The organism is Hymenobacter sp. BT559 (assembly GCF_017571525.1).
Taxonomy (GTDB): domain Bacteria; phylum Bacteroidota; class Bacteroidia; order Cytophagales; family Hymenobacteraceae; genus Hymenobacter; species Hymenobacter ginsengisoli.
On sequence record NZ_JAGETY010000003.1, the window covers coordinates 140,370 to 153,799 of the forward strand.

Annotated in this window: 10 protein-coding genes; 4 read left to right on the forward strand and 6 right to left on the reverse strand. The window is 63.4% G+C overall.

What is annotated here, in order from left to right; translation table 11 throughout:
• Positions 1-1,143: 1,143 nt before the first annotated feature.
• On the forward strand, positions 1,144-1,362 hold the full coding sequence (locus tag J4D99_RS05170) for a hypothetical protein (protein WP_208130649.1): 219 nt from the start codon (positions 1,144-1,146) through the stop codon (positions 1,360-1,362).
• Between the two features lie 216 nt (positions 1,363-1,578).
• Positions 1,579-2,007 carry an EamA family transporter gene (locus J4D99_RS05175; RefSeq protein ID WP_208130650.1) on the forward strand — a complete coding sequence of 143 codons (429 nt, stop codon included), beginning with the start codon at positions 1,579-1,581 and terminating at the stop codon, positions 2,005-2,007.
• Positions 2,008-2,010: 3 nt separating this feature from the next.
• Here J4D99_RS05175 and J4D99_RS05180 read toward each other — a convergent pair whose 3' ends face one another.
• From J4D99_RS05180 to pdxH, 6 genes are all read right to left on the reverse strand, one after another.
• Positions 2,011-3,828: a glycosyltransferase family protein gene (locus J4D99_RS05180; protein ID WP_208130651.1), complete on the reverse strand. Its 1,818-nt coding sequence runs from the start codon at positions 3,826-3,828 to the stop codon at positions 2,011-2,013.
• A gap of 32 nt (positions 3,829-3,860) precedes the next feature.
• Positions 3,861-5,606 carry a hypothetical protein gene (locus J4D99_RS05185; RefSeq protein ID WP_208130652.1) on the reverse strand — a complete coding sequence of 582 codons (1,746 nt, stop codon included), beginning with the start codon at positions 5,604-5,606 and terminating at the stop codon, positions 3,861-3,863.
• Positions 5,607-5,661: 55 nt separating this feature from the next.
• Positions 5,662-6,234, reverse strand: a complete 573-nt coding sequence (locus J4D99_RS05190; RefSeq protein ID WP_208130653.1) for a Maf family nucleotide pyrophosphatase — start codon at positions 6,232-6,234, stop codon at positions 5,662-5,664.
• Between the two features lie 32 nt (positions 6,235-6,266).
• Entirely contained in the window at positions 6,267-8,078 is a 1,812-nt protein-coding gene (locus J4D99_RS05195; RefSeq protein ID WP_208130654.1) for a hypothetical protein, read from the reverse strand.
• Between the two features lie 32 nt (positions 8,079-8,110).
• On the reverse strand, positions 8,111-9,454 hold the full coding sequence (locus J4D99_RS05200) for a DUF1015 domain-containing protein (protein WP_208130655.1): 1,344 nt from the start codon (positions 9,452-9,454) through the stop codon (positions 8,111-8,113).
• Between the two features lie 99 nt (positions 9,455-9,553).
• Positions 9,554-10,207 (reverse strand): pyridoxamine 5'-phosphate oxidase, encoded by a 654-nt coding sequence (gene pdxH, locus J4D99_RS05205; protein ID WP_208130656.1) that lies wholly within the window; start codon positions 10,205-10,207, stop codon positions 9,554-9,556.
• Positions 10,208-10,347: 140 nt separating this feature from the next.
• Here pdxH and J4D99_RS05210 point away from each other — a divergent pair, with 140 nt between their 5' ends.
• Complete coding sequence (locus J4D99_RS05210) at positions 10,348-10,896, forward strand: YqgE/AlgH family protein (RefSeq protein WP_208130657.1); 549 nt, start codon at positions 10,348-10,350, stop codon at positions 10,894-10,896.
• A gap of 83 nt (positions 10,897-10,979) precedes the next feature.
• Complete coding sequence (locus J4D99_RS05215; protein WP_208130658.1) at positions 10,980-13,349, forward strand: DUF349 domain-containing protein; 2,370 nt, start codon at positions 10,980-10,982, stop codon at positions 13,347-13,349.
• Positions 13,350-13,430: the final 81 nt, after the last annotated feature.

Below are 13,430 nucleotides of genomic sequence, written 5' to 3' on the forward strand. Positions count from 1 at the left end.
TGAAAGAATCAGAACTGCAAGAGCTATGGGCTGAAGCTAACGATGCTACCGAATGGCAGGCTATTCAAACCCGCTTGCAGTAGTAGTAACCAACCACAGACCCAACCCGTTATATTTTTATCAGTTACCAAGAAAATAAGGGGCCGGGCACTCAGCTCCTTGCCAACTATCTGAGTAAACATTTGATAACTAGCGTATCTATAACTTTAGCTACCCCACCTGCAATCGAAGGTCAGTGCAGCTACATCCCAACCATGCCGCCGTTCTGATTGCATTAGTTGCAAAACCCCGCCTCATAAACCCCGACTGTTATCGCAGCCGGGTTTCTCTTTTTTAAGGGGTACCGAGCCAAGAGGCTTACCAACGAACGCGCCAACGGCAGAGCAAACCCAGCCGTTGGCGCGGCCCGCTGTGGTTGCACTTACCTAAAAGAGCCGTGGTGTTTCAATTAAAAATATATATTACATATATTATTTTTATCAGCAGTTTCGAATCAAATTTCATTTATCTCTACCTCTTTCGTGACGCCAGCAGCTTAAGCTGGTGGTTTTTTATGAGAACGAGGTACTCTCAGTGGGCTGATATGCAACGATACTTTACCCACACTAAATTTTTCAGATACGCAAACAAGCCACTCACATAGTATGAGCAAACAATGAAAACATTATATAATTCGAATAATTTAATTTGTATAATACATAAATTATCATTTACAATTATTGATTATCAAACCTTTAGTTAAAAAAATCTTATTTATGGAACAAAAAAGCAGATTCGAAAACATAAACCATCCAATAATTACTTTGACTTAGATTATACACAACTACCAATTATTCCTCTACCTTTGGTCCATCATTCACCCTTTTCTCTTTCTTTATGAAGACAATTGCCACCCTCCGCGTCCATGCAGTCGCTGCTTTGGCGCTCGCCACCCTCAGCCTCTCGAGCTGCCAGCGCTCGAACGACCCTACGCCTAGTCTCAGCCAGGCAGTATCAAACAATGCTGGCGTAGTTTCTCCGGTACCTTGCCAGTCCTTCAACTACAATGCGGATGCTAATGGTACTGTCGGGGCGTATATTCAGGATGGTACCCGCACCGTACCTATTTCGGGAGACTTGACGGGTGTTGGGCGCGATCTAATCATGACCCAGACTAAATACATGATAACTCCTTCGGGCAAAGAGCAATCGGTATGGGAAGGTATAGACACCGATACTCCACCCGCCCAGAAATCGGTAGTGGAAGGCACGGCCTACTCCGAATGCGGCAAGGGGTATGCGACCAAGGGCGTGCGCTGGCCTGATGGCCGGGTGACGCTGTCACTTACTACTGATGTGAGCGTACTCCCGCACTCTATTTAAGCATGTTACATTGACGAATTGCTTAGTGTAAATCGTGGTCCGTTGCCTTATAGGCAGCTGACTAAATCGTAGATAGAGCCCAGTAGTTGGATTAGTAGCTCCTAAATGGTGCTACAATCCGACTACTGGGCTCTATCTCATTATAAATGCCGAGGGCGCGATTGATTGACCTGCAAAGCCAACCGTATATTGTGGCGCTTGCCCTATCGCTCCAATATGTTATCCTGGCTTCCACTAGCCCTGCTCACGGCCCTGTGTCTGGCCGGCTACAACTTTTTTATCAAGCTGGCCGCCGCACACCTGCCGCCGGCCGTGGGTGCGGTGGTGCTGCAAGTGGTAGCGGCCGGACTGGGTGCGGCGTGGCTGGTGCGCCTCAAGCTGCTGGGGCAGCCGCTGGCCGTGAGTGGCCGTGGGCTGGGGCTGGCGGCCCTGGCCGGGCTGAGTGTGGGGCTGGCCGAGATTCTGACGTTTGTGGTATTTAAGCGCGGGGTACCGGCCTCCACGGGCACCCCGGTTATTGTGGGCGGCTCGGTGCTGCTGGCAGCGGTGCTGGGGCTGGTGGTGCTGCGCGAAGGCCTCACACTGGCCCAAGCCAGCGGGCTGGGGCTGATTGTGGCGGGCATCGTACTGCTAGCCCGGGGCTAGGTGTCAATCCTTAATTACATGTTCTGTAGGCGACACGGGTACCACAAGAACGCCCGCGCTGCGGTAGCGGGCAGGTCGCCGAGCGGCTGCCTCATATTGACCAGGCTTCAATACTTCTACTTCACCGGCTGCGCCGGGGCTCGCGGTCAGTGCATCATACGGCACTACTAACGGCAGCGGGCGCTGGCCCGCGCTCAGCGCGTAATGGTGCCAGCACAACGCGTAGGCGCGCGGCTCGACCCAGATGCGGCGCAGCGGCTGGCTCCGCAACCAAGCGTAGACTTGACGCAACTCCTGCTGCTGCCGGGTCAGTTGCTGGATAATGGTCTGCTCGCGATGCAGCCGGTAGCCACCATAGGCTCCCAGCACCACCAGCAGGACCAGCAGCCGTAGCTTGTATATCAGTGCACCGACGCTTTTCACTACGCCTGGCCCACTAGTCCAAGCGGCCTGCCCTAGTATGGCGACAAGCAGAAAAAACGCCAGCAGCACCAGCAGCAGCGTGCGGGCCGGCGGGTACACGCGCTGCCCAAGCACCACTGGTAGCCACAGCCCCACTTGCAGCCACAGCACCCAGCCCAGTCGGCGCGTGGGCTGGGGCACGCGGCCCCAGCACAACGCCACCGGGGCTAGCCACAGCACCAAGCAGTAAACGGCGGCGCTCAGCCCACGCTGGCCCAGTAACTCGGTGGCGGTGCCAACCAGCCAAGGCCCAATGCCAAACTGGAACTCCGGCCATTCGTGGCGCGCCACGTACGGGTTGGCCAGCAGCGCCGCCCACCCCGACACCGCTTCCACCGGCGCGTAAAGCACGGTGCTTACCAAGGCCACGCCCAACGTGGCCAGTGCTAGCTGCCTCAGCTTGATGCACCGCACCCGAGCCGGGGCCCGGGCAGCCTGCAGCAGCAAAGCGACTCCTAGCCCCAATAGGGCATACAGATGCGTAGGCACAGCATACAGCCCCAGCACCCCGCTCAGGCCAAACACCGCCCAGGCCAGCTGCCGGGTGGTCCGCCGCGTGCCCGGCCGCAGCAATTCGGCCGTGGCAAAGAGGCCGCCTAGCGCTGCCACCATCGCCCAGGCATAGCCGCGCCCGGCCACGGCGTAGTACACGCCCAGCGGCGAAAGCCAATACAGCCCCAGCCCGAGCGTGGCCACCCCAAAGCGCAGGTAGCGCAGCATCAGCGCATACACTATCGGCAGTGTGAGCACCCCTGATAGGGTGGGCAGCAGCCGCAGGGCCAACGTCGGCGAGGCGCCGGGCAGCAGCCCGTGCACCAGGCCCACGAGCAGGTTGGCCAGGATATGGTTGTTGGGAAAGGAATAATAGCTGGCCGTGACCGCCGCGCCCGGCAGCACGAAGTAGTCATACGAAGCTATTTCGTCGAGGCTCAAGGGGTAATAGCCCGCGTAGTAGAACCGGGCCAGCACCACCACCGCCAGCAGCGTGGCCGCCAGTGCCCGCTCGGCCGGGTCCAGCTGCCACACCGGCCGCCACAGCGCCTCCCACCAGTGGCGGACCCGCTTGCCCAACTGCAAGGCCACGGCTACCGCCAAGGACTGCCGCCCCCTTCCAGACCACCACAACCCGGCCAGCGCCAACAGCAGCGCGATAGACAGGGCTAGGCGCAGCTGTTGGTAGCGCCCGGGCGTGAGGGCGGCGGGCACTACGTCGCGGTGCAGGCCGAAGAATATTCCTCCTAAGCGGGGGTGCCTTACCTGCTGGGCCAAGCTGGCATAGCCACGTAGCCCCACCAGCAGGGTCAGCCCGCCCGCCGCCCCGAGCAGCAGGAAGCAGTGAAATCGAAGTAGAAAGCGCATGGAGGTTGGGGGCGGCTAAGCTGGCCATTAATTTACTGCACCACGAAAATATCGGCAGCTCCGTGGAAAGCCGGCACCCCGCGCACGGGTGGGCCACCGGGTACCTGCCGGACACCAGGCGGACTTACTACGTAGCGGTAGCGCACCCCGGGCCGGGGGCGGCTGTCGATAACCCATGGCTGGCTCCGAAACTCGGTGTGCGCAAAAAAACACAGGATAAATTGTGGCAGGGGCTCGGGCGCCAGCACGGGCCCCACGGGCTGCGTAGCCAGCCAGGCCATGGGCTGGCGCAGCATCTGCCAAAACTGCTTCTGTTCCGCATTGTGACGCTCCACCAGGTAAAGCTGGCTGGCCGTAAAAACCAGCCCGCCCCCTACCAGCAGTGCGCGTAGCGCACGGGCTCTACCACGCGACTGCGCCACCCGCAGCACCCAATCGGCCAGCAAGGCCACGAGCACGCACGCCGGCAAGGCCTTGTAAAAGAGCGTCCGCTCGGGGGCCGCCACCCGCTGCACCAGCAGCAGCACATAGGGGGTGGTGATAAACCAAACGCTGAGAGGCACCAACAGCTGCCCCAGCTGGGCTTGGTCACGCGGCAGCAACCCTGCTTGTGCCCGCCGCCACCAGGCGCCCGTGCCGAGCAACACGGCCAGCAGGGGCAGCACCCCTAGCCAACGGTGCCCGCTGAGCCAACCCTCATTCAGCCACAGGTACACCGGCAACTGCCGCCAAAAGGCCCCGGTGGCCAGCGGCAGTACATAGTTATTATGAAATAGCAGCCCGGGGCCCGACACCAGCAGCAGCGGCGCGTAGAGAAGCCCCGCGCCCAGCAGTGTCAGCCCGCCCAGGGCCACGGCCGCAACCAACAGCGGCCACGCCCGCCGCCGCAGGGCCACCAACCCCAGCCAGCCGTAGGCCGAAAACAGAAAATATCCGTGGGTGGGCACCGTGTATAAGCCCAACACCCCGCTCAGCCCCAGCCCCAGCCAGGCGGCGCGCACCCGCGGGGCTCGCCCGGCAGCCTGCGCCGTGAGCTCCAGCACCGCAAAGAAACCTACGGCCCCCAACCCGAGCAGCAACCAGTAGCCCCGGCCCGAAGCGGCATGAAAAAGACTCAGCTGCAGCACGCTGAATAAGCTCACGGCCAGCACAGCTACCCGAAAGCTGCTGCGCCGCAGCAGCGTCAGAAACCATAGTACCGTGGCGGCCGTGCTGGTAAGCATCACGGGCAGACGCATGCTCCACCAAAAACCGGGGTGAAGCTGATAAAACAACCAGTTGAGTGTATTGCTGCCGATGTGGTTATTGGGCATGGGATAGGCCGCGCTCACCACCAGCAGGCGCGCCCGTACAAACACCTCGTAGGAAACCCCATCGTCGGCCGGGATGATGACCGTACTATAATAGAGCCGCAGGGCCGTGAGAGCTAGCAGCAACCCGCCTGCCCAGCACCGCTGCCGGCGCGCCAACCCGCGCCAGCCGGCCGCCAGCCCCCGGGCGCTACTGGCTATTTCTTGGCCTAGCCGGCGCAACTGCTCCCGGCCTGCCAGCGCCAAGCCCAGGCCAGTGGCTAGGCCAAGCGCCGCCAGCGCCAGCCCAGCCAGCGCCCCCCGCAGCGCCGCAAACTCGGCGGCGGTATACGCACGGGGCTCCCAGGCATAAAACGTGCGCAAGGCCGCCGCCTCGGGCCAGCTGGCCGAGTAAAGTACCAGCGCCGCATAGGCCGCACAGCTCCCCACAATTCCTACCCCGCACACAGCATAGAAGATGACCGGCAAACTTGCTGTCCCATCCCGGCGGGGCGGGCTTTCCCACAGTTGCTTCATCACCGCGCTATAGTTGCCTCAGGGCCCGCAGCGCCGCCCATACGCGGTGGGTGGGTAGCCCCATTACATTGAAATACGACCCCTCGAGCCGCTCAATAGCCACCAGCCCCAGCCAGTCTTGGGCACCGTAGGCACCGGCCTTGTCCAGGGGCTGGTACCGCTCCACATAAAAGGCAATCTCCTCGGTGCTTAGCGGGCCGAAGTGCACGGTCGTTTCGTCAGCAAACACCATCGGTGGGCGGCCGTCGCCGGACAGCAGGCATACGCCCGTGTACACCTGGTGCGCGCGGCCCTGCAAGCGCCCGAGCATAGCGCGGGCCTCCTCGGCATCGGCAGGTTTGTTGAGCACCTCATCGCCCAGGCAGACAATGGTATCGGCCGTGAGAAGCAGCTCGTCGGGGGCCAGGTCGGCGCGGTAGGCCTCGGCCTTATGGCGAGCCAGATACTCGGCCACCGCGGCGCGGCGCAGCGTAGGCGGAAAGCTTTCGTCGACCTCACGTAGCCGGATTTCGTAGGCCAGCCCCAAGTCGGTGAGCAACTGGCGACGCCGGGGCGAGCCGGAGGCAAGAAGGAGTTTCATGCGGTAAGTAAGCTAAAAGAACGAGTAGTGCGCTAGCGGGTAAAAATTGAATCGGCCGCCCCAACTGCCGCACTGGGCCGGGCCGCACCAAGCCCGCGGTAGCGGAAAATGCGGACCTGGCCGAGCCGGTGCACCAGCCTGCCCGCCCCGGCGGGGGCCAGACTATCTCCTCGCGCTAGGATATAGGCATATGCTACGCCGGGCCGCGGGTAGCGGTCGGCCAGCCACTGCTGGGCGGGGGCCTGGGTATGGGCTTCAAAGCGCAGCCAAAACCACAGAAAGCGGTTGGCAATCAGGATGGGCTGGTGGGGAGCCTGCCGGACCAGCCACTGATACGTTGCCTCATAGTCGGCATTGGCCCGGTGCAGCCGCCGGCCCCCAAGCACCTGGCTAGCCACCTGGTAGGCGCCATACGGCACCAACGCCAGCCCTAATAGCCAGCGCCACTGCGCCCGCCGCACGGGCCACACCGCCAAGGCCAGCGCCACTAGCACAAAGAAAAACCATGCCTTATAAAACAGCGTTCGCTCGGGGGGAAGTACGCGCTGCACCACCATGGGCACATAGGGCCACAGCATAAACCAGAGCGCCGGCCACCCTACCTCGCGCACCAGCCGAGCCTGGGTTGGTGCCAGCCTCCCCCGCCAGCTCGCCAGCACCAGCATGCCAAACAGGCCCAGCCCCAGCCCCACGAGTAGGCCGCCCAGCTGGCGCTGCCCCGCCAGCCACCCCTCCACAAACCACGCGTGGGCCGGCAGCTGCGCCCAAAAGCTGGCGCCAGGTAGCGCCCGCACGTAGGGGTTAGCCAGCAGGGCCGCCCTGCCCGATACCAGCAGCAGGGGGCTGTATAAAGCTATCGTTGCCAGCCCGGCTACCGCCCCCATTGTAGCTAGCCGCGCCAGCTGCCGCCAGTGATGCCGCTGCAAAGCCTGGCCCACCAACCACATAAACGCCGCGGTCACTACATAGGCAAAGGTCGGCACGGCGTAGCACCCTAGTATACTGGCGCCGACCAGGCCCGCCCAGGCCAAGCGCCTGCCCGGCTCAAGCGACTCCTCCAGCAGGGCCAGCAAGGCTAGAAATACCATGGCCGCCAGCAGGGCCCCCAGCCAGTAGCCACGCCCGACCGCCGCGTGGTATAGGCTCAACTGCGTCCAGCCCATGGCGCCTGCTGCCAGCTGGGCAGGCCAGTAGCCCAGGCGGCGCAGTAGCCCCCAAAACATGAGCACAGTGCCTAGGGTGCTGGCCAGTAACACCGGTAGACGCATGGCCCACCAAAAACCCGGATGCACCTGGTAGAATGCCCAGGCAATGGCATTGGACAGTACGTGGTTGTTAGGCACCGGGTAGTAGGCGCTCACAGCCAGCAGCCCGTGCCGCACAAAATACTCAAACGAACCGCCATCATCTGCCCAGGGCAGCGTCAGGCTTAGGTACACCCGGACGGCCGTGAGAACCACTAAGTGCACCAGCAGCAGCCACCGCTGGCGGCGCGAGAGCCCGCGCCAGCGGTGGGCCACCCCAGCCCTCAGGCGCCACCCCTCCGCCAGGGTAGCCTCCAGTTCGGCCCGGCCGGCCAGGGTAGCGGGCCCCAGCCCCACCCAAGCCAATGTCAGCAGCGCAGCCAAGACGGCTAGCCCCCCCCCCGTATACTGCCAGGCCGCAAGCCCTAAAGCTGGCAGATGCCAGCCTTCGTAGGGGTAAATTGCCTCCAGCGCCTGGGCCTCGGCCCAGCTGGACGTGCCCAGCACCAGGGCGGCGTAGCCGGCCGCCAGCGCCAGGCTGCCTAGGGCCAGCAGCAACAAAAAGCGGCGGGGCACCTCCCCGCCGACTACGGCATCCATCTTTAACACAAGAACCTAAGTATTTTTATATTTTAGGGTAGTAGCTCCGTGAAATAGCCGTTAAACAACGCATTGGCGTCATCTTCTTTCAGGCTCGAAAACAGTAGGCCGGCGAGGGTCTTGGGGTAAAAAAACGTGGACTTGGCCGGCATCACGGCGCCCGAGTGGCACACGGCCTCTACCTGGGCCATGGTTACCTCGTTGGTGAGCAGCGCGGCGCGGGCCTCGCCGCGGTCTACGCGCTGCAGGCATTCGGCCAGGCCCCGCACGTAGGCCACACCGGGCCAGTTGCGCTGCGCCTCGGGGCCCACGATACCGAGTACCTTTTCGAGCACGAAGAAGTGCAGCACCGTCAGGTCCAGGTCTTTCACCTCGGGCGTGGTATCCCAGTCGAGCTGGGCGTGTACCTCGGGGCGCAGACGCAGCTTGTAGGCGCCACCGGGCAAATACAGCCCAAAGGCCCAGCGCTTACCAGCCATGAGCTCGGGCAGGTCCTGGGCCTCGGCTTGGGGCAGCACCGTGAAATACGGGGCTAGCCGGGCCAGAAACTCGGCCTCGGTGAGGCCGCCGGGCAGCTCCAGCAGCAGGCGGTGGGTGGGCAAAATGCGCACATCATCACTGGCCGCGTTGGTGAGGTACATGAGGTGGTAATTCCAGGGCTCGCGGCCGGTGCTGCCACCCGGCCCGGCGGCCAGCTCGCGGGCCTGGCGGTAGGCCAGCGAGCCTTCGTAGCGGTGATGCCCGTCGGCCAGTATCACTTGCCGGCCCGCCAGCACTTGCTGAAAGCGCCGGATAAGCTGCGCGTCCTGAATCACGGCCAGCACATCGCGGGCGCCCTGGTAATCTTCCTCGGTCTGGCACAATGGGTCTTCGATGGCCGCATCCATGAGGGCTTCCAGCTCAAAATCCTCGTCGCGGTACAGCCCGTGGGTGGCGCTGGTTTGAAACTGCAATTCGGCCAGCAGCTCGGCGCGGTCATTGACGGCGGCGGGCAGCGTGTTTTCGTGGCGGAGCACCACCTGCTCGGCCCAGTCGTAGGCCCGGATGTGGCACATAAAGCCCTTGCGGCAGCGCTCGCGCCCCGGCTCGCCGGGCACCCGGAAGTACTGATAATAGACGTAGATGCCCGGCAGGCCGTCTTCGCGCAGCACGCCCTCGGCCTGCCACTGCGCCAGGCGGCGGGCGGCGGCCGCAGCCGGGGCTAGCCCCTCTTCAGGGCGCGGCACCGAGAGGTGAATGGAATTGAGCGGATTCTGGTACAGCGCCTCGCGCTGGCGCGGGCTCACCACGTCGAACAGCGGCGACACCACGGCGTCGATATCGGTGCTCAGGGCCGGATTGTAGCGCCAGCCGCGCACGGGTTGAATTTCAGCCAAAACAAATAAGAGAGAACAGTGAATAGTGAGCAGTGAGCAGTTATCGGGAGCCACCAAACAAACCTGTTCACTGCTCACTATTCACTGCTCACTACTTCCTCACGGGGCTAGCCGGCTGATTTTCCAGCCCTGGCCCTCGCGCTCGTACACCAGGCGGTCGTGCAGGCGGCTGGGGCGGCCCTGCCAGAACTCTACGCGCTGCGGGCGCAGCACATAGCCGCCCCAGTGCGGCGGCCGGGGCAAAGGGTTCTGGCCCTCGAAGCGAGCTTCAATATCGTGCTCGCGGCCTTCCAGCTCCTCGCGGCTGCCTATCACCGCGCTCTGGGGCGAAGCCCAGGCACCCACCTGCGAGCCGCGCGGCCGGCTCTGAAAATACTCAGTCGAAACGCCTTCCGGGGCTTTTTCCACTAGCCCCTCTACCCGCACCTGGCGCTCGAGGCCCGGCCAGAAGAAGTTGAGCGCGGCGCGCGGCTGACTGGCCAGCTCGTGGCCCTTGCGCGAGTCGTAGTTGGTGAAAAACAGAAAGCCCGCGTCGTCGGGAAGGCCCTTGAGCAGCACCACGCGCTGGCTGGGCTGCCCGGTGGCCGCGTCGACAGTGGCTAGGGTAAGGGCAGCGGGCTCGGGCAGCTGGGCCGCCACGGCCTCGTCGAGCCACTGCCGAAACTGGGCTACGGCATCGGGCCGCACGTCGGTTTCGAGCAGGGTGCGCTGGGCGTAGGTCTGGCGCAGGTCGGCGAGTTCGGCGTCGGTCATGCTGAAAGGGTAAATTTTTAAGGTTGAATGTTGACTTACTGGCAACCTGCTTGCTGCGCGGCTCGGTTGGGCAAAGGTAAGGGCCACAACCGGGGCTAGCCGGGCACTATCTAACCCAGGCGTGCGTACATTAGGTACTTATGAAGCCCGGTACCTTTCTTATCTCGCAGCCCTTTCTGGGCGACCCTAATTTCGAGCGCAGCGTCGTACTGCTGTGCCGCCACCGCCCCGAGGAGGGCGCCTTTGGCCTGGTGCTGACCAGGCGCACGGAAACTTTGCTCGGCGACGTGCTTGAGCTGCCGCCTGGCCCCGCCACTGAGCTGCCCCTCTACGAAGGCGGCCCGGTGCAGCTCGATACGCTTCATTTTGTGCACCGCTACGCCTCGCTGCCCGGCGCTACCGCACTGGGCGAAGATGCGTATTGGGGCGGCGACTTCGACTTACTTATCACCCTCATAAACAGCGGTATTATCCTACCCGATGATGTACGTTGCTTTGTAGGCTATTCGGGCTGGTCGGCGGGGCAGCTTGAGGCCGAAATTGAGCGCGGCTCCTGGATTCGGCAGCCCGCTAGTGCCGGGAAAGTATTTACTTTGAAGTCTGATGCGTTCTGGCAAGGCATTTTGCGCGAAAAAGGCGGCCGCTTCCGCGCCCTGTCCAACTACCCGCTCGACCCGCGCCTAAATTAATTTTTCTTACTGCCCTCCGTTCCGGCGTTCCACAGCCCCCGTTTTTCCGGCCCCGGCCGGCCGCCGGCTTTTCGTTTTGCTTTATGCTGCCCGAAGAAAACCCCACCCCTGACCAACATACGTCCGCCGCTGGTGCGCCTGACCCCGCCGACCGGATGAGCGTGCTCGAAGCCCGCCTGGCCGAAATCCGCGCCAAGCAAGGCGCCTCCGATGCTGCCGCGCCTACCACGCCCAGCCCCGAGGCTAGCCCGGCCCTGCCCACCGAAAGCGAAACCCCGGCCGAAGCGGCCGTGCCCCCGGGCGGCGGCGAAACCCAGGTCGAGCCCGACCCGCTGCGCTCGGAGCCCGGCCTGGCTGAGGAGCTGGGCACTGCGCCGGCCGCTGGCTCACCCGAAGCCGCCGCGGCGGCTGAGTCGGCTCAGCACGTGCCGGCCGAGGTAGCCAGCGAGCACCTCTCGGCTCCGCAGGCCCGCGCCGTGGCCCACTACGGCGAGGCCATGGCCCCCGAAGCCGAAACGCCGGCTAACCCCGCCGCAGCGCCCGAAGAAGCTGCCCCCGTGCAGCCGCTGGCCCAGGCGCAGGATATCGAGAATGCACCCGAAGGCGTGGCTACGCTGCCCACTTCGGCCACCGATAGCGCGGCCGAGGCCCACCAGGCCGAGCTCGAGCATCAGCACGAAGCCGCCGGCGATGCCAGCCACGACGAGTCCGACGACTACGTGCCCGAAACACCGGCCCCCGACTTTGCTGAGCTTGACCTCGAAAGCCAGGCTAGCCACCTCATCGGGCTGCTGCGCCGCCCCGATGCCCGCCGCAACCGCCAGCAGATTTTCGAGCTCAACCGCCAGTACGAAGCCAACGTGGCCGCCGCCCGCGCTGCCTCGCGCCAGAAGCTGGCCGAAGACGCCAACGCGCCCCAGGAGTTTAGCTTCCAGCCCCCGGCCAGCCAGGCCGAGCTCAACAAAGCCCTCCAGGAATTCCGCGAAGGCCGCGCCCGCGACGCCAAAGCCGAGGACCAGAGCCGCGCCCAGAACCTGACCCGCAAGCAGGAGTTGCTGGCGCAGCTGCGCCAGCTCGTGGAAAGCGCCGAAACCAAAGACAGCTCGCAGAAGCTCAAGCAGCTGCAGGCCGATTGGAAGGCTACCGGCCCCGTGCCCCAGACCGACAGCCAGGAAACCTGGAACACCTACCACGGCCTGCTCGACCGCTACTACGCCAACCAGGGCCGCTTCTACGAGCTGAAGGAGCTTGACCGCCGCCGCAACCAAGAGGCTAAAGAGGCCCTAGTGGCCCGCGCCGAAGCCCTGAAAGATGCCCCCGGCATCAACAAGGCCCTCGACGAGCTCAAGAAGCTGCACGACGACTGGAAGCACATTGGCCCGGTGCCCGGCGAGCAGCGCGAGCCCCTGTGGCAGCGCTTCCTGGCCGCCTCAGAGGCCGTGCACCTGCGCCGCAAGGAGTTTGTGGATGTGCGCACGGCGCAGGAAAAGGAAAACCTGACCGCAAAGCAGGCCCTACTGGCCCGTGTGCTGCCCTTCGCCGACTTCGCCACCGAGCGCGTCAACGAGTGGCGCTCGCGCACCGACGAGCTCCAGGAAATCAAGAAGGAGTGGGAAGCGACCGGCCCGGTGCCCCGCGCCCAGGCCGACCAGCTCAACAAGCAGTACTGGAACGCCTACAAAGCCTTCTTTAACCACAAAAACGAGTTTTTCAAGAGCCTCGACTCAGAGAAAAACACCAACCTGCAAGCCAAGTACGCCCTCATCGAGCAAGCCGAAGCGGCCCAGCAAAACCCTGACTTCGAAGAGGCCCGCGCCGTTATCATTCGGGTGCAGAAGGAGTGGAAGGACATCGGCCGCGTGCCCGAGAAGCAGGCTGATAAAATCTGGAAGCGCTTCCGCGCCGCCTGCGACGGCGTGTTTGACCGCCCCAAGCAGGAAACCCGCCAGCGCGAGGAGCGCCAGTCGGCAGCCAGCGCCGAGCAGGTTGCCCGTTTGGATAAACTGGCCCAACAAGTGGCCAGCCTCACGCCTGCCGAGCCTGGCACGCTGGAAGGTTTCCGGGCCCTAGCCACTGATTGGCAAGAGCTTGACGCTGCAGGCGCAGGCACTTCTGACCGTGTAGAGGAGCAGTTTCTTACTCTTATGGGTAAATACCTGGACCAAGTGGGTGGTATCACGCCGACTGACCGCGAGGATTTGCTTTTCCAATTGGAGATAGCTCGCCTTAAGGCTCGCCCGCAGGCGCAGCAGGCTTTCACGCGCAAGGAGAACGGCCTGCGCCGCGAAATTCAAGAGCTCGAAAACGACGTGGCCACGCTGCAAACCAACCTCGACTTCTTCGCCCGCTCGAAAAACGCCGACCAGCTGCGCCAGGAGTATCAGGGCCGCATGGCCGAAGCGCGCCAGCGCATCGAAAAACTCAAGAAACAGCTAAAGCAGCTGCGCAGCTAATCGCTTGAGTACCTTTGCTAAAACGGCCGCGCTCGTCCGCGCGGCCGTTTTTTATTGCCCGCTGGCTTGACCGCTAGCCCA